Below are 23,124 nucleotides of genomic sequence, written 5' to 3'. Positions count from 1 at the left end.
CGCACGGGGCAGGGGCAGTTTATGTCCGATCGCCGGAGCCTCAGGGCAGCTGGTCGCCCGGCTGCCAGATGTTCCACTGCGCGAGGTGGGTGCCGGTGGCTGGGTTGAGCATGACCACGTTGGTCACCAGGCCGCGGTAGACGTCCCAGTAGACGACGCCGTCGACGGTGGCGCCCGCGGGCGCGCTCAGCAGCTTGAGTTCCAGGGCGTTGGGATCGTCGGTGTGCTTGGAGGCGTAGGCGTCGGCGTAGGGGGTGACGCCACTGAAGGTGACTCCGGTAGCCATCCAATGGGGGTTGGGTGTCGAGATGACGTGCACGGTGACATCGGCCTTCCAGGGGCCGCCCTGGGCGCGCCAGCGCGGCGAGCCGTTCCAGGTCCAGCCCGGCGGCTCGTCCGACGGCAGCACGTTGTGGACGGTGACGTCGGCGACGAGGCCCTTGTAGTCGACGTGCAGGGTCTGACCGAGGTTGCCGATGCTGGTCTCGGCCGCTGCCGAGGGCGCCAGGGTGGCCGCCAGCAGGGTCAACGCACCGAGCAAACCCGCCAGCCAGCGGTAGGTCCTGTTGCCGTTCACGCCCGTGCTCATCGCGTCCTCTCTCGTTACAACTGCATCGCATGATGGCACACCGCCATGACGGCCTCGCCGGAATGGAGCAGATCTCGCCGGTTCGTCCCTGTCAGTGGACACTCACTGTTGCCCGGTCGGCTCCCCGGCCGCCTGCTGCGCGGCGACGAAGTCGGTGAGCATCTTCTCGAGCTCGCTTTCGAGGCGGCCCTTGTCGACGCCGAGCCGGTGCAACGGTCCGTCGGCGTCCTCGGATTCGAGCAACGCCAGCAGGATGTGTTCGGTCCCGATGTAGTTGTGCCCCAACCGAAGTGCTTCGCGGAAGGTCAGTTCGAGCACCTTCTTGGCGGCGCCGTCGAACGGGATCAGGGCCTTGGGTTCGGCGGTGCCGACGGGTACGGCGGCGGCCGCGCGGATCTGGTCGGCGGTGATGCCCTGGTTGCTCAGCAGGACCATGGCCAGTGACCCCGGGTCGGTGAGCAGTCCCAGCAACAGATGGTCGGGGGTGATCTCGATGCTGCGCGAGGTGTGCGCGGCTTGCTGGGCTTCGACGACAGCGGTGCGGGCGCGTGGGGTGAACCGGCTGAATCCGTCCTTGGGATCCATGGTGTCGAGTCGGGGTTCCTTGGGGACGAAACGTTTCTGCGCGGCCTGCTTGGTGACGCCCATGCTGCTGCCGATGTCGGTCCACGACGCTCCGGAACGGCGTGCCTGATCGACGAAGTGGCCGATGAGATGGTCGGCGATGTCGCCGAGATGCTCGGCGGCGAGCATCGCGTCGGTGAGTTGGTCGAGCGGTTCGGTGTGCACCTTCTTGATCGCCTCGATGAGGTCATCGAGACGGATGGTGCCGGCGATCGGATTGGGCGTGGAGGTGTGCGCGGATTCAGCAGATGTAGCCATGCGTCAACCGTAGGTTGACGATCGAGATTCGTCAACCGCAAGTTGACGGACCTACGACTGTCGCAGGGTGTCCCAATCGTGCTCGGTTTCCAGCTGCTCGATCGCCTTGGCGGTGCGCTCTTTCAGCACGATGGTCACTGTCAGGGCCAGCAGGCCGCCCACCAGCAGCGCAACCCAGGAGAACCGCGCCAGCCATTTCTCGGCGGCCACACCGAGGTAGTAGACGACGGCCGTGGTGCCGCAGGCCCACACGATGCCGCCGGCGGCATTGGCGGCCAGGAAGCGTGAGTAGTGCATCTTGAGCGCTCCGGCCAGCGGCCCGGCGAAGATGCGCAGCAGCGCGACGAAACGGCCGAAGAACACGGCCCAGACGCCCCAGCGGCTGAAGAGCCGGCGGGCGAGTGCGACGTGGCCGGGACCGAAGTGTTTGGGGAATCGGCGGCCCAGGCGTTCGAACAGCGACATGCCGAAGCGGCGGCCGATGCTGTATCCGATCGAGTCGCCGATGATGGCGCCGGCGGCAGCGGACAGTCCGACGCCCACCGGGTCGATGTCCAGCGTGTGCCGGGACGACATGACGGCGGCCGTGACGAGGATGATCTCGCCCGGCAGCGGAATGCCCAGGCTTTCGAGCCCGATCACGAGCCCGACCACGAGATACACCGCCAGCGGCGGGATCGATTGCAGCAGCGCGTCGACGTCCATGCCGCTAAGGATGCACTACTACGGCGTGGCCGGCGGTGCAGGCGCCGCCGGTGCGGGCGCGGGTGCCGGTGCGGGAGCGCCGCCGCCTCCGCCGAGGGTGCCGAGGATCGCGATCGCGGCGCGGGCCTGCGGGGAAATGTTGGGGCCCGGTCCGGTGGAGTCCGGTGCCGCGTCGGTGACGTGCCAGGACTGGCAGCCACTGGTCTTGAATGCCTTGTCGGTCTCATCGATGAGCACGACCTGAGGCTTGGCGGTCATGGCGCTGTCGATGACGTTGTTCTTTGCGTGCGGGTCCACGTTGTTCATCCGGCGCCAGTAGCAGCGCTTGTCGCCGACCGGTCCGGCGGTGGCGTAGGTGCCGGGCGCGATGTCCTTGCCGACGATGAACAGTCCGTCACCGTCGATGCTGGTCTTCAGGCCTCCGGCGGGAGCCGCGGGCCCCGGGGGTGCGGGCGTGGGGTCGGCCACGGCAACCGCCGCCGATGCGCCCCAGCTCACCACGGCCAGTGCCGCGGCAGCGGCGATCGACGTCTTTGAGCTCATGAGGTCAAAGTTTAGCTCTTCTAGCTATGTGCGTGGGGCGCATAGTGGCCGAGAAAACAGCGCAGGGCGCGGGCCGTTGCGGCCCGCGCCCTGACGATGTCTTGCGCGAAATCAGTGCTGCGGTGCGAAGACGCCGCCCACCAGGCCGACGAGCTGCTGGGTGGTGTAGGTGCCGAGCTGGCCCGCGCCCTGGTTGTAGTACGTGCCCGCGGTGCCGGCGGCCTGGTTGTACCACGTACCGGCCTGGCCCAGCGCCTGCAAGTTGGCGGTGCCGAACTGACCGAGGGCCTGGTTGATCTGGGTGCCGAACTGGCCGATCTGCTGGTCAGGGGTCGTGTCTGCGGCAGCGGAGCCCGCGCCGGCGAGCGCGATGACCGCGGCGCCTCCAGCGAGAGCAATCGATCCTGCGATGCGAGTGGTGATGTTAGCCATGGTTGGTGTCCCTCCTGGAGCGAAACTCGCTTACAGCAAACATTTGTAGACCACTTTCGGGTCTAGCGCAACCAAATGAGCGAACTTTTCGCAAATGACTATTTCGCGGAATTGAATTTGCTGGCGACCGCCGGCCCATTCGCCGATCGGTTGACTGCTGAGACAGGTGTGGTGGCGCACCGGTTGCGGGGCCGCATCTGCAGCCCAATGCACATTGAGGGGTCTGAACTGGTCAGACGGGGTGTTTTCGGACCTCTCGGGCGCGTGTTGTGCCTGCCGAATTCCGGGTAACGCACGGCGCATGGAGTGTATTAGCTACGCGGAAGCCCGACAGCGCCCGATGGCTATCGGTAGCACCGTGCTGAGGAGGTTCATCGACGAGAGGCAGTAAATCGTTACACGCCGGGTGAAGCAAACCTGCCGGCGTTCACTGTGCCTGGCCCTTCGGGGCGATCGGCGGTTGTTGAATGCCCTGGTGTCCAGGATCGCAAACGCGTATCCTATGACTGAATGACCAAAGGAGTCATAGCTATGGCAGTGGCGTTCTCGTCCGGCGAGAAGGACCGCATCGTGCGCGTGCTGGCGGAAACTGCCGAGCGGCTGTTCGCCGCCCAGGGGCTGAAGAAGACGTCGCTGGATGAACTCGTCCAGCCGGCCGGGATCGCCAAAGGCAGCTTCTATGCGTTCTTCGACTCGAAGGAGTCGCTCTATCTCGAGGTGATGCTGCGGCGTGCGCCCCAGGTGGGTGCTCGGCTCGCCGAGGCGCTGGCCCGGCCCGTCGATGAGGAGAACCTCGTCGGCCTCATGCGTGCCATCACGGACGTGCTCGTCGACGATCCGTTCTATCGGAGGCTGCTGACACATGCCGACGAACTGGCGGCGGTCACCCGCCGCGTCGGATCCGAGCAAGTCGCGCGAGTGATGCCGCAGATCGTCCGCCCGGTGCTCGACTACCTCGCGGCCGGCCAGCGTGCCGGCGTCCTGGTCGACGACATCACGCCGGCCGCTCTGCTGGGTGTCATGCGGTCCGTCGGACTGCTCGTGATGAACCGCGACCGGTTCGGCGCCGACTATGACGAAGTCCTCGAGGCCACCATCCGAACCCTGGCGAGGGGAATGCTGCGATGAAGCTACTGGACAAGTACGCCCGTGCTGCCGGCATGAGCGACGAGGCCTGGCGGCGCCACGCGAACCCGTGGAGCGTGTGGACGCGATTCGCGGCGATCCCGCTGATGATGCTGGCGATCTGGAGTCGCGTCTGGATCGGCTGGTGGGCCCTTGCGCCCGTCGGCGTCGTCATCCTGTGGCTGTGGTGGAACCCGCATGCGTTCGCGCCCGTCGACAAGCCGGTCGCCTGGTCCTCCCGCGGCATCTACGGTGAACGGCTGTGGCTGCAGGACCGGTCGCGCATGCCGGCGGGTTTCGCTGTCGTCCAAAGAATTTGGGTCGCCGGCGCGCTGGCCGGCGCCGCGCTGCTGGTGTGGGGGCTCGGCGCGCTGCTCATCTGGCCGGCGGTGTTCGGCGCCGTCCTCGTCGTGTACGGGCAGCTCTGGCGCATTGACCGGCTGGGCATCTTCTACGACGAGGTGACATCCGGTCGGTGACCGCACTGTCTTGCCTATTTCGGCGCCGCGCGGGGGAGCGCTGCGCGAGAATATGTCGATGCGCGAGTTCAGCGAAGAGCGAGCGATCGGCGAAGTCGTGGCACGCCTGACGGCACGCTATCCGTCGGTCGATCCCACGCGGATCGCCACCGCGGTGCGGCGAGTACACGAGGGGTTTGTGTCGTCCGCCGTGCGCGATTTCGTGCCACTCCTGGTGGAGCGGCACGTTCGCGAAGAGCTGGATCACGGCCTGCGGGCCGCCGCGGTCTGAACCGGCTTGCTCGGCGTTGATCAGCCTTCGCAGGCGATGCCGTCGCCGTCGCGGTCCTGCGATGCCTTGTAGTCGGGATCACCCTGCGGGATGTTGTACCGACCGTCGGCGTGGGCTGCCGAACAGTTCTTGTAGCCCGATGCCTGCGCGGCGGGGGCGATGGCCACCCCGGCAGAGGTAATCAGGGCAGCAACGATCAACGCACGCAACATTTCGACCTCGGAGAGTTAGCTCGGATCGGCAATATGCCGATATTGCGAGCTTGACGCTACCGTCATCAATGCTGCTCTGAATATGAAATGGCGAAATAACAGCGCATTGGTACGAATATATTTCCAATTGCTGGGGCATCAGCGGGGAGGGCTGGGCAGACAAAAAGAAAGGCCCGGTTCGAAAACCGGGCCAGACTTGAAACTGTGGTGCGCGATACTGGGATTGAACCAGTGACCTCTTCCGTGTCAGGGAAGCGCTCTCCCGCTGAGCTAATCGCGCCGGGTTGAAAACTTGTGGAGGTGGAGACGGGAATCGAACCCGTGTGCACGGCTTTGCAGGCCGTTGCCTCACCACTCGGCCACTCCACCACTGGGGCTGATGCCATTCGCACCTTCGAGCGGATGACGGGATTCGAACCCGCGACCCTCACCTTGGCAAGGTGATGCGCTACCAACTGCGCTACATCCGCGTTTCGCTTCGGTTGAACTTTGTTCGTCCGTTGCGATGCAAGACATTAGTGCACGAATGCGAGCAGACACAAATCGCGTGAAAACCGCTGGTAAACGGGCTGGTTCGGGGAGGTGACCGAGTCTTGGCCGATGTTTCAGGCGTTGCGTCGTGTGACTCCTGAGGCGGCACGGGGCCGGGGTCGGGCGACGGGCGCGGCTGCCGTCTGGCGCCGGCGGGACGCGATTCCCGTTCGGGTCGCGGGACGTGTTAGTGTCTGTCGTCGCACCGATCCGGTCGGTGAGATTCCCCGGTCTCGTAGCTCAGGGGGAGAGCGTCCGCCTCACACGCGGAAGGTCACTGGTTCGATCCCAGTCGGGACCACCACACAAACCCACCGTCACACATCGTCGGGGATGACGGTTTCCCATTGCCCGAACAGCTGCAAATCCAGACTGGCGGCAAGTTTGTTCGAAGCCGTATTGTCCAGCTGGCAGCGGTACTGCGGCTCGTATCCCTCCAGGAGCGCGTAGCGAAACATCGCGCGCACCAACGTCTTTGCGTGCCCGCGGCCTCGCGCCGAATCCAGCGTGAGCACTCCGGCATCCGCCAGCGGAAACTCGTCGTCCCACGGATACATGCTGCCGATGCTGATGAGGCGCCCGTGCCGGTCGAACGCACCGAATGCGGCCCAGTGGTCGAGCTCGACGTACGCCTCGTCCCAGTCCCGTTCGGACACAGCCGCTTTGAATGACGCAAACATCTCGGCATCCCCACTGGTGAGCGGTCGCACGTTGGTTGATGCCGCCTCGCCGAGGATGTCGTCGGCTGCCGATTCTGAGAGATAAAACACATTGTCGGCACCGTTCAGCACGATGCCCCGGGTCGCGAGCGCAGCCCGGATGCCGACTGCCGTCGGATTGCCGAGGGCGGCAATGTCTTCCGTCAGCGCATCCGCGACCGCGGGGCTCACGGTGACGGAGACCAGCTTGTCGTCGGCCGATTGCAGGATGGCGGCGCGTTCGTCGTGATCGAGATCAGGCCTGACGGTGATTGTCAGATGTTCGTTGCGGTGCAACGTTTTCCCGCTGAACGCAGCGGTCCAGTAGTCGGTGATGACCGGCGAGAAGTCGGGCACGGATGAACTCCTGGGGGCGCTGGCGGGGTTGACCGGGGCAGGTCGCATCTTTCAGAGCTGCCATCCGATCGGCAACGCATTTTCTCGAGCTGCGGCGCTGGCTGCTAGCCTTAATGAATATAGTTTTCATTATCGTTAACGGGCGGGGGATGCGCGATGGCAATGCCGGTGTGGATGGCGTCGCCGCCAGAAGTGCATTCGGCACTGCTCAGCAGCGGTCCCGGCCCGGGGCCACTGCTCGTGGCCGCGGCCCAATGGTCTTCCCTCGGCGCGACCTACACGGCGGTGGCCGAAGAGCTTCGCGCCGTCCTCGCGGCAACGCACGCGGGATCGTGGCAGGGTCCGACTGCGGAGAGGTATGTGGCCGCACACGTCCCGTATCTCGAGTGGCTGACTCAGAGCGGCCTGGAGAGCAATGCCCGCGCGGCCCAGCACGAGGCCGTCGCCGGCGCGTACGCTGCCGCGCTGGCGACGATGCCCACCCTCGCCGAACTGGCTGCCAACCACGCCACGCAGGCCGCGCTGGTCGCCACAAACTTCTTCGGTATCAACACAATTCCCATCGCGGTCACCGAGGCCGATTACGTCCGAATGTGGGTGCAGGCCGCGACCGCGATGGCGACATACGAAGCCGTCTCCGACGTGGCGACGACGTCCGCGCCGCACTCCACACCCGCGCCGTCGATCGTGGCGCACGACGACCATGACCACGATCACGACCACGACCACGACCACGGCCACGGCGATCTGGACCCGACCGATCTGGAGTGGTGGTTCGACGTCGGCGCCGAGATGGGCGAGCACCTGGAACTGCTTTGGAACAACTTGCTTTACGATCCGGCCGCGCTGCTGACCAATCTGCCGATGGTGTTGGCGGACGTGACTTTCCATGCGTCGCAGCTGGCTTCGGTGCTCGGACAGTTCGCCCCGGCACTGATCCAGCCGGCACTCGGCCTGGCGATCACCAACCTCGGCTGGGTGGCCGGGTTCGCGGGACTGGCCGGTGTCCAGGTACCCCCGGCGGCGATCGGTGCGGAGCCGCTGCCGGCGCCGCAGGACACGCCCACGCCCGCCGTCGCGACGGCCCCTGCGCCCAGCCCGGCGTCAACGGCGACCACTGCGTCGGCTCCGGCGAGTGCGCCCGCATCGGCTTTGACCAGCACGGTGTCGTCGCCGGCTGCTCCGGCACCGACCTCGCCGCCGCCCGTGGGAGACCCCGGATTCCCGTACGCGGTCGGTGACGGTTCGGGTATCGGTGCGAGCGCCTGGCTCCAGCGTCAGACGCGCGCCGACGCCGCCGCGTCGGCACGGGCGTCGACGACTGCCCGAGAAGCCTCGGCCGCCGCGGCGACGGACCGACAGGCGCGCCGGCGCCGCGGTCGGCGCAAGCAGGAAGGTGACGCCGTCGAATACATGGACCTCGACGTCTCCCCGGAATGGGAATCGGGTGCGTCGGGCAGCGGCGCCGGCCCCATGGGGTTCACCGGAGCCGTATCGAGAACAGGTACGGCCCCGGCCGGTTTGACGACGGCGCGCAGCGACGAGTTCGGCGACGGGGCGCGGGCGCCGATGCTGCCGAGCACCTGGAATCCCGATCACCCCGACTGACGGTCAGGCCGGCACCCAGCCGCCCCACTCCTCGCCGTGGAACAGCTGACCGTCGGCAATGTCGAAGTGCTGCAAGAAGATCTGTAGAGCGGGCTGCATCTGGAAGTGCAGGGCCGTCATGGCCTGTGCGATCTCGGGCGTCATCGGGTCGTGGTCGGGCGGCTTCTGCGCCGGGATCCGGCCCAGCGCCAGCGCCATTTCGATCTGGTAGAAGGTGAAGTCGCCGTACGGCCGTTTGGGGTCGGCCCCGGGGATGTCCTCGTCGTCGTAGGGGTCCGACAGCTCCCAGCTCATCCGCGCGAGCAGGGCCCGGTGCTGACCGGTGAAGTCGAAGTCCGCCGCATCGGTCAGATTCGCGACAAACGGGGAATATTCGTGATCGGCCGGGGGCCGCCGATACCGGTATGTGCCCGTCGGGCACACGCCGTGGGCGGCCGCAATCCGCAGCAGGTGCAGGTCGTCGGGTTCAGTTTCCCAGTCCGGCGGGTAGCACGGCGCTCCGGCCTCGGTACCGTCCCAGCCGACACAGACCTGCCGCAACCGTGCCGTATGACTTGTGCCCCAACGGATTTCCATGCCCGTCAGGCGGACTCGTTCTTCTCGACCTTGTCAGCTGCGGCCAATGCATTCAACTGGTTCTGCAGCAGCTGCATCGATGTGCGCGCGTAGATCATCTGGCTGGTGATCGCCATCTGCGCGCGCCCGCGGCCGAGGAAGGTGACGAACCAGGTGAACAGCGTCGTCACCCGGTTCTTGTAGCCGACCAGATAGACCAGGTGCAGCACCAGCCACGACAGCCACGCGAACGGTCCGGCGAATTCCAGCTTCTTCTTGGTCAACGGCACCGGCACCTGCGCGACCGCGTCGAACCGCGACACCGTCGCCATGCTGCCCTTGTCCCAGTACTTGAAGGGTTCGCGGTTGGCAGGGTCGTCCTGGCCTGCCAGGTGGCGCTTGATGATGTCCGCGGCGTAGGTGGCGCCCTGGATGGCGCCCTGCGCCATACCTGGCACGCCCTGGACGGCCATCAGGTCGCCGATGACGAACACGTTCGGGTGGCCTTTGACCGTGAGGTCGGGTTCGACCATGACGCGACCGGCCCGGTCGGTCTGGGTGCCGTCGGACTGCTCGGCGATGAGCTTGCCCAGCGGGCTCGCCTGCACACCGGCCGACCACACCTTGCAGGCGCAGTCGATTCGCCGCTCGGTGCCGTCTTTGTCCTTGACGGTGATGCCCTTGTAGTCGACATCGCTGACCATCGCGTTGAGCTGGATCTCGACGCCGAGCTTCTCCAGGCGTTTCTGCGCCTTGGCGCCGAGCTTGGCGCCCATCGGCGGCAGCACCGCAGGTGCGGCGTCCAGCAGGATCACGCGGCAGTCCTGCGGCTTGATGCTGCGGAACGCGCCCGCCAAGGTGCGTTCCGCGAGTTCGGCGATCTGCCCGGCCAGCTCGACGCCGGTAGGCCCGGCGCCGACGACGACGAACGTCAGCCGGCGTTCGCGTTCGGCCGGGTCGGTGACCACCTCGGCGGCTTCGAATGCGCCCAGGATGCGGCCGCGCAGCTCGAGGGCGTCATCGATGGTTTTCATGCCCGGCGCGAACGTCGCGAAGTGGTCGTTGCCGAAGTACGACTGCTGCGCGCCGGCCGCGACGATCAGGCTGTCGTAGGGCGTCACCGTCTCCTGCGACATGAGCTTGGAGGTGACGGTCTGCGCCTCCAGGTCGATGTGTTCGACCTCGCCGAGACGGACCGTGACGTTCTGCTGCTTGCGCAGGACCAGCCGTGTCGTCGGCGCGATCTCGCCTTCGGACAGGATGCCGGTGGCGACCTGGTACAGCAACGGCTGGAAGAGGTGGGTCGTCGTGCGTGAGATCAAGGTGATGTCGACATCGGCGCGTTTGAGGGCCTTGGCGGCCTGCAGGCCACCGAATCCCGATCCGATGACGACGACGCGATGACGCTGGGACGCGATGGTCATGTGGCTCCTTCGGGCACAACGTAGGACCGAACGACAGGGCAAACATACTGGGAGTTGACGAACTATGGGCGGCAACGGATTGACCTGCGATGGAACGCCGTCGGCCCGGGCACGTTTGGGGACGGGCTGAGCGGGAATCGCAGTGGCGACGAACCATTGGCACTACGGCAATTACGCCCCACCGCACCCGATCCCGCCCGCACTGCCGCGGGCGGACCGCGGCGATTACACGGTGGCCGGGCACTGGCTTCTGGCCAGGTTCGGCAAGAGGGTGCCGCAGCCCGGCGGCATGCATTTGACGCGCGCCGCTGGCTGACGTGGGCGCCTCATGCACATGGGCCTGGACGTGACGATCACCGCCGCCTTCATCATCAATTTCCTTTGGCGGCAAGCCTCGTACAGCGCTTCCGCGCCGGTCGAGTTGGGCCCGCTGACACTGTCGGTACTCAGCATCGCCGCGCTGGGCATCTCCGGCTTTCTCGGTGGGAAGCTGGCTTATCGCTACGGGGTACGGGTCGCCGGTGAGGTCGACCAGGCCGACGGCTTCCATCCGAGTTCGCCGTCGTACCGCGCGCTAGCGCGCGGCGGGCAGCTCGATGCCCATCTGTTGCAAGGCTTTTCGCATGGCGCTGTCACCGCGGTCCAGGTAGCCGCTCAGCTGGCCGAGCGCTGCGTCCGCGGTGCCCGGGGTCATCATCGTGCATACGCGGGCGAACGACCGGAAGTTGTCGATGCTGTCCTGCAATGACGAGTTGACGGCCGCGTCGGGAGTCGGCAGGTTCTTGCCGAGATCGTCCAAGGTTCCTTGCAGTTTCGTGCAATCGCGCGACATGGCGACGAAGTCGTGCGCGGTCATCGCTTCGCCGACCGTGCCGAGCGTGCCGCCCAGGGTGGACATCGAGTCGGTGATGGGGCGTTGCCACTTGAGGTCTTCCGGCGCGCCGGCCTGCCCGGGCACGGTCTGCGTGCAGGCGCTGAGAAGCGCACCTGCCACTGCCAGTGCCGCGACTCGACGCATACCTCCAGCGTAGGCGAGTCAGTGGCCGCATGAGAGCCTGAGTGCATGAGGCGCACTGTGATCCGAGGCGCGTCGGTGCTTTTCGTCGCGGCGGCTGCGGGGTGCAGTGCACCGCCGGCCGAAGCTCCGCCAACGGCGCTGACGGTGTGCAGTACCGGCGACTACCGGCCGTTCACCTACCGCGACGCCGACGGCCAGTGGAGCGGCATGGACATCGATCTGGTCCGGGATTTCGCCCGCGAGTCCGGCGCGGAACTGCAACTTGTGCCGACAACGTGGCCGACGTTGATGACCGATCTGGGCCAGAAGTGTGAGCTGGCGGTCGGCGGTATCAGCGTCACTGCCGACCGGGCGGCCAGGGCACTGTTCTCCGACCCGTATCTGCGCGACGGCAAGGCGGCCATCGTGCGTTGCGCCGACGCCGCGAAATACCGGTCCCTGCCTGATATCGACCGCGGGGGAGTGCGGGTGGTCGTCAATCCCGGTGGCACGAATGAGCAATTCGACCGGGCTCACCTGCGCCACGCGACCATCGTCGAATACCCGGACAACAACACCATTTTCGATCAGGTCATCGAGGGCAGGGCCGACGTCATGATCACCGACGGCAGTGAAATCCGTTGGCAGGCCCTGCAACATCCACAATTGTGCGGGGTGTCGACCGAGCAGCCGTTCACCGTCGCGCAGAAGGCCTACCTGATGCCCAAGAGCGCGGCGGCTCTGCAGCAGCGAATCAACAAATGGCTCAATTCTATTCAGCGCAATGGCAGTTATGCGGCCGTCAGTCGCAAGTGGCTGGGTTAACGCAGTGCGCCGTTGATCACCGGCTTGTCGATGATGCCCATCTCCACACCCCATTTGGTGGCGATCTCGCGGTATTCGCCGGTCTGCATCAGGTGTTTGAGCGCTGCCTGCAACGCGGCGGCGAGTGACGAGCCCTTGGCCACCGGCCACCCGTAGGGCTGCGCATCGACTATTCCGCCGGCTGCTTCCAGCTTGCCGCCGCTGAGTTTGATGGCGTAGCCGGTGACGGGCGAGTCGGCGGCCATCGCGTCGACGGTGCCGGCGAGCAGGGCCGCGGTGACGCCGTCCTGGCCGGCGATGGGGACGATCTCGATGGGGGCCACCCCGGCTGCCACACATGCCGCGCTGCGGGCCGGCAGATGATCGGTCTCCTCGACCGAGCCCAGGTGCACGCCGACTCGAAGTCCGCACGCCGCGTTGGGGTCCACACTCGATCCGGCCCGCCGCGCCCACAGCACGCCGGCCTTGAAGTAGGTCACGAAGTCGGCTGACTTCTCCCGCTGTTTGGTGTCGGTGGTCGAGGACGCCCCGACGGCGATGATCCCGTCGTGCACCGAGGCGACGATCTTGGAGATGCGGATCTCCCGGAACTCCGGCTCGAGTCCGAGCACCCGGCTCACCGCCGTCATCAGGTCGACGTCGAAACCGGTGAACTTCCCGTCGGGTCCCTTGAATTCGTTTGGCGCATAAGGAATGTTGACTCCCACCACCAGCCGCCCGGAGTCTTTGAGATCGCCGGGTAGCTTGGCGGCGATCGACGGCACCGAACCCGACGGCCCGACCTGGTATTGCCGGGACCAGTAGAGCCACGCAGTTCCCGCGCCCGCGGCCAGCACGACCACCGCGCCGACGGCGATGACGATCCGCCGGGTGCGGCGCTTCGGTTCGGCCGCCTGCACCGCATGGCGTCCTGAACCTGTGCGCGGGCCGGTTCGCCCCGAGACGCGCATTCGTGCACTCAGTGCGGCACGGGCGTCGGCAGCAAGTTCGCCGGCGTGCTGGTAGCGCTTGCCGGGTTTCTTGGCCATGCCCTTGGCGATCACATCGTCGAACGCGGCGAGCCGCCGGTCGACGTCGGACGGCTTCGGCGCGGGAGCGCTGACATGGCCGGCGATCTGATGCTCGAGACTGTCGGCCGGATACGGCCGCCGGCCGGTCAGGCATTCGTACAGCACGCAGGTCAACGCGTAGATGTCCGAGCGCGGGTCGGCCTGGCCGCCCTCGAACCGCTCGGGCGCCATGTAGGCCAAGGTCCCGAGAGTGCTTCCGGCCGTGGTCAATCCGTGCTCACCGGCGGTTCGAGCGAGGCCGAAGTCGATCAGGTAGGCGAAGTCGTGGTCGGTCACCAGGATGTTGGAGGGCTTGATGTCCCGGTGGATCAACCCGGTTCCGTGTGCCGCGTCCAGGGCTGCGGCGATCTGCTCGACGACCCCGACGGAGAACTCTGGGCTCGGGCGGTGTTCGGTGTCGGCCAGGATCTCGGCGAGGGTGCGGCCTTCGATGAGCCGCATGTCCAGGTAGAGCTGGTTGTCGATCTCGCCGAAACCGTGGATGGGGACGACGTGCGGCTCGTTCAGGCCGGCGGCGGCCTGGGACTCGCGCTTGAACCGTTCCTGGAATACGGGGTCTTTGGCGAGGTGCGGCGGCAGTACCTTGAGCGCGACAGTGCGCTGGGTGTTGGTGTCATAAGCGACGTAGACCTCGCCCATGCCGCCGCGGCCTATCAGTTCGCGCAGCTCGTAGTGCCCGAATCGTGTCGGCTCCACCCAGCACTCCTTGGCCGTTTCAGTTTCGTGTGAAAGCTACAACACCTGGTCAGCGGTGGCCGGGTGAATCACAGTCGGGTGCTCTGGCGGGAGTCGGCGAAGCTGACGAGAAACCCCTTGCTGTTCGAACGTATGTTCGATACAATTGGGCATGGGAATCGCACCGGATTTCACCACCAGCCTTGAGGCCCTCCGCGGCGTGCAGGTCCCCGACGACATGCCTGCGGGCGATGCGGTGGAGGCGATGACGTGCGTGGTGACGCTGCGCAATGTGATCGATCATCTGGCGGCGATGCTGACCGGGGTGCTCGGCCGCTGTGGGGTGGCGGCCAGCCAAGGCCGGACGCCGCGGGAGCTGTTGATGGCGTTGGGCTGTGCGCCGTCGGTGGCCGAGCGGCTGGTCCGGGTCGGCGGCGCCCTGCCGGTGTTGCCGACGCTGGCGGCGCATGCCGCCGACGGGGCGATGTCGGGGGAGCATGTCGATGCGATCGTCAAAGGGATCAACCACATTCAGGCCCGCGCACCCGGACCAATCGACGAGCAGGCCCGGTTCGCGCAGCTGACGGATCTGTTGGGGCAGTTCTTCTCCGGCGCCACCCCCGCCGACATCGGGGCCCGGGCCCGCCGGCTGGGCAACCGGGTCGCCGCGGCTGAAGGTGGGCTGCCGGCGGCTGAGGATCGGTCGATCAACACCGCCGACCACCGCGTCACCAGCGACGGCCGCGTCCAGATCCGCGCGGATTTGGATGCCGAAGTCGGTGCGAAGTACATCGCGGCGATGGAGCAGGGGTCGGCGCCGCGGCCCGAACCCGACGGCAGCCCCGATGTGCGGTCCGCGTCCCGGCGGCGGGCGGACGCCCTGGAAGCGGTGTTGGATATCGCGGCCCGCGGCGGGGACGTCGCCTCCGTGCCGCGAACGCAACTACTGCTGACCGTCCCCGCCGACGCCCCGGATCTGGCCACGCTGGAATTCATCGGGTCGATCAGCACCATGACCCTGGACCGACTCACCTGCGACACCACCCTGACCACGATGATCGTCGACGGCGAACACGTACCCCTGGATATGGGGCGGGAGAAACGCCTGTTCCCACCCCATCTGCGCAAAGCGCTGTATCACCGGGATCAATGCTGCATCAAATGCGGCGCACCACCCGGCCGGACCCACGCCCATCACATCGTGCACTGGACCCACGGCGGTGAAACGAGTCTGGGCAACGGGTGTCTGTTGTGCCCGGCCTGCCACGCCAACGTCCACCACGACGGCTGGGACGTCGTCATGGGCCTGGACAAACACCCGTGGCTCATCCCACCCGCCACCGTCGACCCACACCGAAAACCGATCCCCGCCTACAACCGCCGCACCATGCGACTCGACGCGGCCGCCTAATACCTAAAAGCATCGCGCACCTTGACAACTCAACAGTGACAACCCAGCGAGCCTGCCGCTTCAGCGGCGGAGCGGCAGGCCCGCACCCGAAGGGCCGCCCGGTCGGTCAGACCGCCCGCAAGTAGCGCCGCGCGATCACCCGCTGCGCGACCCGCGAAACCGGAGCGCCGAGACGGCTCCACCAGAGTGCGGGCCGCGAGAACGCGGTCGCCGCGGCGAAGACCGCGTCGCTGGTGGGGTCATAACGCACGCTGAACAGTTCCTCGCCGGACTCCGGGTGGCCGGGCAGCGTCCCGTACGCGAACCCGCGCCGGTCGGGTTCGTCGACGACGTACACCACGCGGCACGGCACCTGCACGGGTCCGAGACGGCCCAGCATGTCGGTACCCACTGCAGCAGTGACGGTGGTCGCCTCCACCCGCATGCCGACACCTCGCTGCATTTCCCACCGCAGGACCGCGGCGGCCGCCTTGTCGAATCGTGCTCGACCCGAACCGATCTGGGCCTCCGCATGGACGTGGTGATAGCCGTCCGGCAGCGGCCCGGCGGTGGCGCCGACGTCGGGATAGGTGAACGTCAGGTCGGCCAGGTCGCTCAGCTGCATAGGGCCACCATGCCACCGTGATAAGAGAAACAGGTGGATAAGCATGCCGGTGGAGGATTCAACCCGCCCAAACCGACCACCCAGGGCGGCCCCGACTACGGCAGGTTCGTCGAATCCGTCCGCATGGCCGGCGACCACGCGCGCGGCGCCGACGCGCCGGACGACGTCATCACGCAGGCCGCGAACCTCATCGAACAGGCCAACGCCCTGCTGGCGCCGTACCGCGCCGACGAGTGGCACTCGCCGTCGGGCCGTCGCCTCGACCTGCCCAACCGCGGCAACGTCCTGAACGTGCCGTCCGACCTCAAGGTCACCGATGACGGCCGGATCGCCGGCTCGGTCCGCTTCCGGCGCTTTCATCTGGGCCGCAACGGCGCCGCGCACGGCGGGTCCATCGGGCTGCTGTTCGACTCGGTGCTCGGGCATGCCGCCTACCGGCTCACCGACAGCCCGTTCCAGCGCACCGCCTACCTGCACATCAACTACCGGCAGATCGTCCCGGTCGAAAAAGACCTACGCGCCACGGCGACGCTGGAGCGCGTCGAGGGCCGCAAGATCTTCATCACCGGCGCGCTGCTGGACGGTGACACGGTGCTCGCCGACGCCGAGGCCCTCTTCGTCAGGCTCAAGCCGGGTCAGCCTTGAGGCGGCGCTGGGCCGCGAAGCGATGACCGGTGCCGATAGCATGGTCGCGATCGTCACCTAACCAGTAGGAGTGTCTCGATGACCGCCGTCGCCAGCCCCGCACCAGCAGCCCCGATCCGGGTCGCTGCCGGGACTACCGCCGGCGCCGCGGTCCGCGAGGCCGGGCTGCCGCAGCGTGGCGAGGTCGACGCCATCGTCGTGGTCAAGGACGCCGAGGGCCGCCTGCGCGACCTGTCCTGGACCCCGGACGTCGACGTCGAGGTCGTCCCGGTCGCCGCGAACACCGAGGACGGTCGCAGCGTCATCCGCCACTCGTGCGCCCACGTGCTGGCCCAGGCCGTGCAGGATCTGTTCCCCGAGGCCAAGCTCGGCATCGGCCCGCCGATCACCGACGGCTTCTACTACGACTTCGGCGTCGCCGAGCCGTTCACGCCGGACGATCTGGCCAAGCTCGAGAAGCGCATGCAGAAGATCATCAAGGACGGTCAGCTGTTCGACCGTCGCGTGTACGAGTCGAAGGAGCAGGCCCGCGAGGAGCTGGCCAAGGAGCCCTACAAGCTCGAGCTGGTCGACGACAAGTCCGGTGACGCCGACATCATGGAGGTCGGCGGCGACGAGCTGACGGCCTACGACAACCTCAATCCCCGTACCCGCGAACGGGTTTGGGGCGACCTGTGCCGCGGCCCGCACATCCCGACCACCAAGCACATCCCGGCGTTCAAGCTCACCCGCAGCAGTGCCGCGTACTGGCGCGGCGACCAGAAGAACGCCAGCCTGCAGCGCGTCTACGGCACCGCCTGGGAGTCGCAGGAGGCCCTCGACAAGCACCTCGAACTGATCGAGGAGGCGCTGCGCCGCGACCACCGCAAGCTGGGTGTGGAGCTGGACCTGTTCAGCTTCCCGGACGAGCTGGGCTCGGGCCTGCCGGTGTTCCACCCCAAGGGCGGCGTCGTGCGGCGGGAGCTGGAGGACTACTCGCGGCGTAAGCACCAGGAAGCCGGCTACGAGTTCGTCAACACCCCGCACATCACCAAAGAGCAGCTGTACATCACCTCGGGACACCTGGAGTGGTACGCCGACGGCATGTACCCGCCGATGCACATCGACGCGGAGTTCAACGACGACGGCACGCTGCGCAAGCCGGGGCAGAACTACTACCTCAAGCCCATGAACTGCCCCATGCACCACCTGATCTTCCGGTCGCGGGGGCGGTCGTACCGCGAGCTGCCACTGCGGCTCTTCGAGTTCGGCAGTGTGTACCGCTACGAGAAGTCGGGCGTCGTCCACGGCCTGACCCGCGTGCGCGGCATGACGCAGGACGACGCGCACATCTACGTCACCCGTGAGCAGATGCGCGATGAGCTCACCACGCTGCTGCAGTTCGTACTGGACCTGCTCAGCGACTACGGCCTGGACGACTACTTCCTGGAGCTGTCGACGAAGGACCCGGACAAGTACGTCGGCTCCGACGAACTGTGGGAAGAGGCCACCGAGACCCTGCGCGAGGTCGCCGAGGCCTCCGGTCTTGATCTGGTGCCGGACCCGGGCGGCGCGGCGTTCTACGGTCCGAAGATCTCCGTCCAGGTCAAGGACGCGCTGGGCCGCAGCTGGCAGATGTCGACCATCCAGCTGGACTTCAACATGCCCGACCGGTTCGAGCTGGAGTACACCGCGGCCGACGGCAGCCGGCAGCGTCCGGTGCTGATCCACCGCGCGCTGTTCGGGTCCATCGAGCGGTTCTTCGGCGTGCTCACCGAGCATTACGCCGGTGCGTTCCCGGCCTGGCTGGCCCCCGTGCAGGTCGTCGGCATCCCGGTCGCCGACGCGCACCTGGACTACCTGTACGACGTTGCGGCGCAACTGAAGTCGCGTGGCATCCGGGTCGAGGTGGACGGCAGCGACGACCGGATGGCCAAGAAGATCGTCAACCACACCAACCAGAAGGTGCCGTTCATGTTGCTCGCGGGCGACAAGGACAAAGAGGCAGGTGCGGTGTCCTTCCGGTTCGGTGACCGCACCCAGGTCAACGGTGTCCCGGTGGCCGAGGCCGCCGACCTCATCGCGGGCTGGATCGCGCGCCGCGAAAATGCCTTCCCGACCGCAGACCTGGTGAACGAGGCGCGGGGCGCACAGGCGTGACCGAGGATCGGAGCATCGTGGACCGCGGCGTGGGCGACGTCGACTATCTGCAGCGGCTGTGGACGCCGCACCGGATGAGCTACATCGTCGACGCTCCGATGAAGGGCGGCGAGGGCACGTCCGCGGGCTCGAAGCAGCCGTTCATCGACATCCCCACCATGTCCGACGAGGAAGGCCTGATCGTCGCGCGCGGCGAACAGGTCTACGCGGTGCTCAACCTGTACCCGTACAACCCGGGGCACCTCATGGTGGTGCCTTACCGGAAGGTGTCCGAACTCGAGGACCTCACCGAGGCCGAGAGCAGTGAGCTGATGACGTTCACGCAGAAGGCAATTCGCGTGATGAAGGCGATCTCGAACCCGCACGCCTTCAACGTCGGGCTCAACCTGGGCACCTCGGCCGGCGGTTCGCTGGCCGACCACCTGCACATGCACGTGGTGCCACGCTGGGGCGGCGACGCCAACTTCATCACCGTCATCGGCGGCACCAAGGTGATCCCGCAGCTGCTGCGCGACACCCGCAAGCTGCTGGCCGACGAGTGGGCAAAGCAGGACAGCGCCTCGTGAGCGACTTCTACCTGCTGACCCGCGCGGCCTACACCAAGGTGAGCCGCCCGCTGGCCCGGGGAGCACTGCGCATCGGGCTGACGCCGGACAGCGTCACCGTCATCGGTACCGCCGCCTCGGTCATCAGTGCACTGACGCTGTTCCCGACGGGGCACCTTTGGTACGGCGCCGTGGCGGTCTGGTTCTTCGTGCTGGCCGACATGCTCGACGGCGCCATGGCCCGCGAACGCGGCTACGGCACGCGCCTGGGGGCGGTGCTCGACGCGACCTGTGACCGCATCGGTGACGGCGCGGTGTTCTGCGGCCTGCTGTGGTGGATCGCGTTCGAGATGCACGACAAGCCGCTGGCGATCGCCACGCTGATCTGCCTGGTCACCTCGCAGGTGATCTCGTACATCAAGGCCCGCGCCGAGGCCAGCGGACTGAACGCCGACGGCGGTTTCATCGAACGCCCGGAGCGGTTGATCATCGTGCTGGTGGGTGCCGGGTTCTCGGATCTGCCGATCCATCCGCTGCCGCTGGCGCTGCCCATCGCGATGTGGGTGCTGGCGGTCGCCAGCATCATCACGCTGGGCCAGCGCGTGGCCTCGGTGCGCCGTTCGCCGGGCGCCGACGAGCCGCTGCCGTCGAGTTCACCGTCGAAGGAGCAGCAATGAGCGTTCCCACTGGCGGAGTGCCGTCCTTCGGCGGTTTCGACGTCCCGATGGGCGAGCAGATCAAGGACCTCGGCTATGCCGCGGGGTGGGGTCTGATCCGGACCATGCCGGAGTTCGCCGCCCGCAACATGTTCGACGCGGGCGCGCTCTATGCGGCGCGTGGCGGCGGTCCCGAGCAGCTGCGCAAGAACCTGGCTCGGGTGCTGGGTGTCCCGCCGGCCAAGGTGCCGGGCCGCGTCATCCGCGCCTCGCTGGCGTCGTACGGCCGCTACTGGCGGGAGGCTTTCCGGCTGCCGTCGATGAACCAGCGCACCCTCGGACAAAGGCTCCGGCACTGCCTGGTCGGCACCGAGCAGATCGCGGCGGGCCTCGAGTGCGGCAACGGCGTCATCCTGGCAGTGCCGCACAGCGGCAACTGGGACATGGCCGGCGTCTCGGTGGTGCACCAGTACGGCAAGTTCACCACGGTCGCCGAGCGCCTGAAGCCCGAGTCGCTGTACAACCGTTTCGTCGAGTACCGCGAATCCCTGGGCTTCGAGATCCTGCCGCTGACCGGGGGAGTGCGCCCGCCGTTCGAGGTGCTGACCGAGCGGTTGCAGGAGGGCCGCATCGTCTGCCTCATGGCTGATCGGGACCTGTCGCGAAATGGTGTGCAGGTCAACCTCTTCGGTGAGCCGACCCGGATGCCGGCCGGCGCGGCCAAGCTTGCGGTCAACACCGGCGCGACGCTGCTGACCGTCCACTGCTGGAACAAACCCAACGACTGGCAGTTCGACGTCTCGTCGCCGATCGATACGTCCAGCGGCGACGTCGGGGCCATCACCCAGGAGTTGGCGACGCGTTTCGAGGCAGGCATCGCCGCGCATCCGACGGACTGGCACATGCTGCAACCGCAGTGGCTGGCGGACCTGTCCGAGGAACGTCGCGCCCGGTTGGCCGGGAACGGCTGATGCGCATCGGCATGGTGTGCCCGTACTCGTTCGACGTACCGGGTGGCGTTCAGGCACACGTGCTGCAACTGGCCGAGGTGATGCGCGGCTACGGCCACGAGGTCAGTGTGCTGGCGCCGTCGTCCGCCGAGACGCACGCCGATCTGCCCGACTACGTCGTCTCCGGGGGCAAGGCCGTGCCCATCCCGTACAACGGGTCCGTGGCGCGGCTGCGATTCGGCCCCGCGACCCGGCGGATGGTCAAGCGCTGGATCGTCGAGGGCGACTTCGACGTGCTGCATCTGCACGAGCCCAACGCCCCGAGCCTGTCGTTGCTGGCGCTGATGGTGGCCAACGGCCCGATCGTCGCGACGTTCCACACGTCGACCACGAAGTCCTTGACGCTCAACGTCTTTCAGGGGATTCTGCGGCCCTGGAACGAGAAGATCATGGGCCGCATCGCGGTGTCCGATCTGGCCCGGCGCTGGCAGATGGAGGCCCTGGGCTCGGACGCCGTGGAGATTCCCAACGGCGTCGACGTGTCGGCGTTCGACAAAGCGCCACTGCTGCCCGGCTATCCGCGGCCCGGCCGCACCGTGCTGTTCCTCGGCCGGTTCGACGAGCCGCGCAAAGGCATGCAGGTGCTCGTCGGGGCGCTGCCGAAACTGGTGGCGGCCTGCCCGGACGTCGAGGTGCTGATCGTCGGCCGCGGCGACGAGGACGCCCTCAAGGAGACTGTCGGCGAGCACGCGGGGCACCTGCGCTTCCTCGGCCTGGTCGACGATGCCGAGAAGGCATCGGCCATGCGCAGCGCCGACGTCTACTGCGCCCCGAACACCGGCGGCGAGAGCTTCGGCATCGTGCTGGTCGAGGCCATGGCCGCGGGCACGCCCGTGGTGGCCAGTGACTTGGACGCCTTCCGGCGCGTGCTCGACCAAGGTACGGCGGGCCGGCTGGTGCCGGTCGACGATGCCGAAGCCCTCGGCGAAGCGCTGGTCGAGATGCTCTCGAACGACGCCGACCGCCGCCGGTACGCCGAGGCGGCCACGCAGGCGGTGCGCCGCTACGACTGGTCGGTGGTCGCGCAGCAGATCATGCTGGTCTACGAAACCGTGGCGGGGTCGGGGACGAAGGTCCGGGTGGAGGCCTAAATGCATTGGCTGTTGATCGTCGCGCTGGTCGTGCTGGTGCTGACGGTCCTGATCACCGTGGTGTGGGCCTATCAGACCGCGCACCGGCTCGACCGGCTGCACGTCCGCTACGACCTGTCGTGGCAGGCCTTGGACGGCGCGCTGGCCCGGCGTGCGGTGGTCGCCCGCGCCGTCGCCGCCGACGCATACGGGTCCCGGCCGGCGGGCCGCCGCCTGGCCGCATTGGCGGACGAAGCCGAACGGGCCCCGCGCGCGGCCCGCGAGGCCGCGGAGAACGAACTGTCGGGAGCCCTGGCGCAGGTCGATCCGGCGTCCATCCCGGTGACCCTGGTAGCCGAGCTCGCCGACGCCGAGGCCCGCGTGCTGCTGGCCCGCCGCTTCCACAACGACGCGGTGCGCGACACCCTCGCGCTGCGTGAGCGCACCCTGGTGCGCTGGCTGCATCTCGGCGGAACCGCCGCCATGCCAACGTATTTCGAGATCGTCGAGCGGGCGTCGCGGCATGAGCCGGGTGCGGTGGGACGACGGCGGTCGGCCCGCGTCGTGCTGCTGGACCAGGACGGGCAGGTGCTGCTGTTCTGCGGCAGCGACCCGGCCGCCGACCCGCTGATGGCGCCGCGGTGGTGGTTCACCGTCGGGGGAGCGGTCGAACCGGACGAGTCGCTGCCCGACGCCGCCGCCCGCGAGATCGCCGAGGAGACCGGGCTGAAGGTCGACCCGGCCGACCTGACCGGCCCGGTGTGGCGCCGGGAGGCGGTGTTCGAGTTCAACGGGTCTGTGATCCGCAGCGAGGAATTCTTCTTCGTGTACCGCACGACACGCTTCGAGCCGGTGACCAGTGGTCACACCACCGTGGAAAGGCAGTCGATCCACGCGCACCGCTGGTGTGACGCGGCGGTCATCGCCCGCCTGGCCGCAGATGGTGAGACTGTCTACCCATTGCAGCTCGGTGAATACCTTTCGCTCGCAGGCGAATTGGCCGACGGGGCACGTCCGGCGGTGACGGCGGGCGGGGAGCCGCAGCCCATCCGCTGACCTGCGCGGA

The 23,124-nt window shown here is 67.4% G+C and carries 26 protein-coding genes, 4 tRNA genes and 1 pseudogene; 16 read left to right on the top strand and 15 right to left on the bottom strand.

What is annotated here, in order from left to right; all coding sequences use genetic code 11:
* Positions 1-40 precede the first annotated feature (40 nt).
* From G6N46_RS05790 to G6N46_RS05770, 5 genes are all read right to left on the bottom strand, one after another.
* On the bottom strand, positions 41-589 hold the full coding sequence (locus G6N46_RS05790) for a hypothetical protein (RefSeq protein ID WP_138249032.1): 549 nt from the start codon (positions 587-589) through the stop codon (positions 41-43).
* 102 nt (positions 590-691) lie between these two features.
* Positions 692-1,471 carry a Clp protease N-terminal domain-containing protein gene (locus G6N46_RS05785; protein ID WP_138249033.1) on the bottom strand — a complete coding sequence of 260 codons (780 nt, stop codon included), beginning with the start codon at positions 1,469-1,471 and terminating at the stop codon, positions 692-694.
* A gap of 51 nt (positions 1,472-1,522) precedes the next feature.
* Positions 1,523-2,176 carry a DedA family protein gene (locus tag G6N46_RS05780; protein ID WP_138249034.1) on the bottom strand — a complete coding sequence of 218 codons (654 nt, stop codon included), beginning with the start codon at positions 2,174-2,176 and terminating at the stop codon, positions 1,523-1,525.
* A gap of 18 nt (positions 2,177-2,194) precedes the next feature.
* Positions 2,195-2,719 (bottom strand): Rv1352/Rv1906c domain-containing protein, encoded by a 525-nt coding sequence (locus G6N46_RS05775; protein WP_138249035.1) that lies wholly within the window; start codon positions 2,717-2,719, stop codon positions 2,195-2,197.
* A gap of 111 nt (positions 2,720-2,830) precedes the next feature.
* Positions 2,831-3,151, bottom strand: a complete 321-nt coding sequence (locus tag G6N46_RS05770; protein ID WP_138249036.1) for a hypothetical protein — start codon at positions 3,149-3,151, stop codon at positions 2,831-2,833.
* A 531-nt stretch (positions 3,152-3,682) separates the two neighbouring features.
* Between G6N46_RS05770 and G6N46_RS05765 the strand changes: the two genes are divergently transcribed.
* Genes G6N46_RS05765 through G6N46_RS05755 form a run of 3 tightly spaced genes read left to right on the top strand, consistent with a single transcriptional unit; the run spans position 3,683 to position 5,026 of the window.
* Positions 3,683-4,279 carry a TetR/AcrR family transcriptional regulator gene (locus tag G6N46_RS05765; RefSeq protein WP_163692617.1) on the top strand — a complete coding sequence of 199 codons (597 nt, stop codon included), beginning with the start codon at positions 3,683-3,685 and terminating at the stop codon, positions 4,277-4,279.
* Positions 4,276-4,755 (top strand): DUF6653 family protein, encoded by a 480-nt coding sequence (locus tag G6N46_RS05760; protein ID WP_138249038.1) that lies wholly within the window; start codon positions 4,276-4,278, stop codon positions 4,753-4,755. Before G6N46_RS05765 ends, G6N46_RS05760 begins: the two co-directional genes overlap by 4 nt.
* 58 nt (positions 4,756-4,813) lie before the next feature.
* Positions 4,814-5,026, top strand: coding sequence for a three-helix bundle dimerization domain-containing protein (locus tag G6N46_RS05755; protein ID WP_138249039.1), 213 nt, complete (start codon positions 4,814-4,816; stop codon positions 5,024-5,026).
* 20 nt (positions 5,027-5,046) lie between these two features.
* Here the strand turns inward: G6N46_RS05755 and G6N46_RS05750 are convergent, their stop codons facing one another.
* The 4 genes from G6N46_RS05750 to G6N46_RS05735 all read right to left on the bottom strand — a co-directional run bounded on the left by G6N46_RS05750 (position 5,047) and on the right by G6N46_RS05735 (position 5,708).
* Positions 5,047-5,238 (bottom strand): excalibur calcium-binding domain-containing protein, encoded by a 192-nt coding sequence (locus tag G6N46_RS05750; protein ID WP_020101794.1) that lies wholly within the window; start codon positions 5,236-5,238, stop codon positions 5,047-5,049.
* Positions 5,239-5,443: 205 nt separating this feature from the next.
* Positions 5,444-5,518 (bottom strand) — tRNA-Val (locus G6N46_RS05745).
* A 15-nt stretch (positions 5,519-5,533) separates the two neighbouring features.
* Positions 5,534-5,607 (bottom strand) — tRNA-Cys (locus G6N46_RS05740).
* Between the two features lie 28 nt (positions 5,608-5,635).
* Positions 5,636-5,708 (bottom strand) — tRNA-Gly (locus tag G6N46_RS05735).
* A 290-nt stretch (positions 5,709-5,998) separates the two neighbouring features.
* Between G6N46_RS05735 and G6N46_RS05730 the strand changes: the two genes are divergently transcribed.
* A tRNA-Val gene (locus G6N46_RS05730) sits at positions 5,999-6,073 on the top strand.
* Between the two features lie 13 nt (positions 6,074-6,086).
* On the opposite strand, the gene G6N46_RS05725 is transcribed toward G6N46_RS05730, so the two are convergent.
* Positions 6,087-6,824: a GNAT family N-acetyltransferase gene (locus G6N46_RS05725; protein WP_138249040.1), complete on the bottom strand. Its 738-nt coding sequence runs from the start codon at positions 6,822-6,824 to the stop codon at positions 6,087-6,089.
* A 156-nt stretch (positions 6,825-6,980) separates the two neighbouring features.
* Here G6N46_RS05725 and G6N46_RS05720 point away from each other — a divergent pair, with 156 nt between their 5' ends.
* Entirely contained in the window at positions 6,981-8,432 is a 1,452-nt protein-coding gene (locus G6N46_RS05720; protein ID WP_163692615.1) for a PPE family protein, read from the top strand.
* A gap of 3 nt (positions 8,433-8,435) precedes the next feature.
* Here G6N46_RS05720 and G6N46_RS05715 read toward each other — a convergent pair whose 3' ends face one another.
* Entirely contained in the window at positions 8,436-9,008 is a 573-nt protein-coding gene (locus tag G6N46_RS05715; RefSeq protein ID WP_138249041.1) for a hypothetical protein, read from the bottom strand.
* A gap of 5 nt (positions 9,009-9,013) precedes the next feature.
* A complete protein-coding gene (locus tag G6N46_RS05710) occupies positions 9,014-10,411 on the bottom strand; it encodes a type II NADH:quinone oxidoreductase NdhA (RefSeq protein WP_138249042.1) in 1,398 nt (465 codons plus the stop codon).
* A gap of 142 nt (positions 10,412-10,553) precedes the next feature.
* On the opposite strand from G6N46_RS05710, the gene G6N46_RS05705 reads away from it, so the two are divergent.
* Both G6N46_RS05705 and G6N46_RS28600 read left to right on the top strand, forming a co-directional pair.
* Complete coding sequence (locus G6N46_RS05705; RefSeq protein ID WP_163692613.1) at positions 10,554-10,727, top strand: hypothetical protein; 174 nt, start codon at positions 10,554-10,556, stop codon at positions 10,725-10,727.
* Between the two features lie 12 nt (positions 10,728-10,739).
* Positions 10,740-10,919, top strand: a pseudogene (locus G6N46_RS28600) (DUF2231 domain-containing protein); the annotation flags it as partial.
* A 66-nt stretch (positions 10,920-10,985) separates the two neighbouring features.
* Here the strand turns inward: G6N46_RS28600 and G6N46_RS28595 are convergent.
* Positions 10,986-11,429: a hypothetical protein gene (locus tag G6N46_RS28595; RefSeq protein WP_234880628.1), complete on the bottom strand. Its 444-nt coding sequence runs from the start codon at positions 11,427-11,429 to the stop codon at positions 10,986-10,988.
* A 45-nt stretch (positions 11,430-11,474) separates the two neighbouring features.
* Between G6N46_RS28595 and G6N46_RS05695 the strand changes: the two genes are divergently transcribed.
* Entirely contained in the window at positions 11,475-12,233 is a 759-nt protein-coding gene (locus tag G6N46_RS05695) for a transporter substrate-binding domain-containing protein (protein WP_138249044.1), read from the top strand.
* Here G6N46_RS05695 and stpK7 read toward each other — a convergent pair.
* Positions 12,230-13,999: a serine/threonine protein kinase StpK7 gene (stpK7, locus tag G6N46_RS05690; protein ID WP_138249045.1), complete on the bottom strand. Its 1,770-nt coding sequence runs from the start codon at positions 13,997-13,999 to the stop codon at positions 12,230-12,232. The two genes, G6N46_RS05695 and stpK7, sit on opposite strands and share 4 nt — an antisense overlap.
* Before the next feature lie 151 nt (positions 14,000-14,150).
* Between stpK7 and G6N46_RS05685 the strand changes: the two genes are divergently transcribed.
* Positions 14,151-15,389: an HNH endonuclease gene (locus G6N46_RS05685; RefSeq protein ID WP_138249046.1), complete on the top strand. Its 1,239-nt coding sequence runs from the start codon at positions 14,151-14,153 to the stop codon at positions 15,387-15,389.
* 106 nt (positions 15,390-15,495) lie between these two features.
* Here the strand turns inward: G6N46_RS05685 and G6N46_RS05680 are convergent, their stop codons facing one another.
* On the bottom strand, positions 15,496-15,993 hold the full coding sequence (locus G6N46_RS05680; RefSeq protein ID WP_138249047.1) for a DUF1990 domain-containing protein: 498 nt from the start codon (positions 15,991-15,993) through the stop codon (positions 15,496-15,498).
* Between the two features lie 33 nt (positions 15,994-16,026).
* Here G6N46_RS05680 and G6N46_RS05675 point away from each other — a divergent pair, with 33 nt between their 5' ends.
* The 7 genes from G6N46_RS05675 to G6N46_RS05645 all read left to right on the top strand — a co-directional run bounded on the left by G6N46_RS05675 (position 16,027) and on the right by G6N46_RS05645 (position 23,114).
* A complete protein-coding gene (locus G6N46_RS05675) occupies positions 16,027-16,638 on the top strand; it encodes a PaaI family thioesterase (RefSeq protein WP_138249048.1) in 612 nt (203 codons plus the stop codon).
* 78 nt (positions 16,639-16,716) lie between these two features.
* Positions 16,717-18,777, top strand: a complete 2,061-nt coding sequence (gene thrS, locus G6N46_RS05670) for a threonine--tRNA ligase (RefSeq protein ID WP_138249049.1) — start codon at positions 16,717-16,719, stop codon at positions 18,775-18,777.
* Positions 18,774-19,343, top strand: a complete 570-nt coding sequence (locus tag G6N46_RS05665) for an ATP adenylyltransferase (RefSeq protein ID WP_061002452.1) — start codon at positions 18,774-18,776, stop codon at positions 19,341-19,343. The genes thrS and G6N46_RS05665 overlap by 4 nt, the downstream gene beginning before the upstream one ends.
* On the top strand, positions 19,340-19,999 hold the full coding sequence (pgsA, locus tag G6N46_RS05660) for a phosphatidylinositol phosphate synthase (protein ID WP_138249050.1): 660 nt from the start codon (positions 19,340-19,342) through the stop codon (positions 19,997-19,999). Before G6N46_RS05665 ends, pgsA begins: the two co-directional genes overlap by 4 nt.
* Entirely contained in the window at positions 19,996-20,949 is a 954-nt protein-coding gene (locus G6N46_RS05655) for a phosphatidylinositol mannoside acyltransferase (RefSeq protein WP_138249051.1), read from the top strand. Before pgsA ends, G6N46_RS05655 begins: the two co-directional genes overlap by 4 nt.
* Positions 20,949-22,079: a glycosyltransferase family 4 protein gene (locus G6N46_RS05650; RefSeq protein ID WP_133426757.1), complete on the top strand. Its 1,131-nt coding sequence runs from the start codon at positions 20,949-20,951 to the stop codon at positions 22,077-22,079. The genes G6N46_RS05655 and G6N46_RS05650 overlap by 1 nt, the downstream gene beginning before the upstream one ends.
* The gene (locus G6N46_RS05645) at positions 22,080-23,114 is read left to right on the top strand and encodes an NUDIX hydrolase (RefSeq protein WP_138249052.1); all 1,035 of its coding nucleotides are present in this window, start codon (positions 22,080-22,082) and stop codon (positions 23,112-23,114) included. It abuts the gene before it with no gap.
* The last annotated feature ends 10 nt before the right edge of the window (positions 23,115-23,124 follow it).

This window comes from Mycolicibacterium phocaicum (assembly GCF_010731115.1).
GTDB lineage: Bacteria > Actinomycetota > Actinomycetes > Mycobacteriales > Mycobacteriaceae > Mycobacterium > Mycobacterium phocaicum.
Note: the sequence above shows the minus strand (reverse complement) of the source record. Positions and strands in the feature narration are given on the sequence as shown.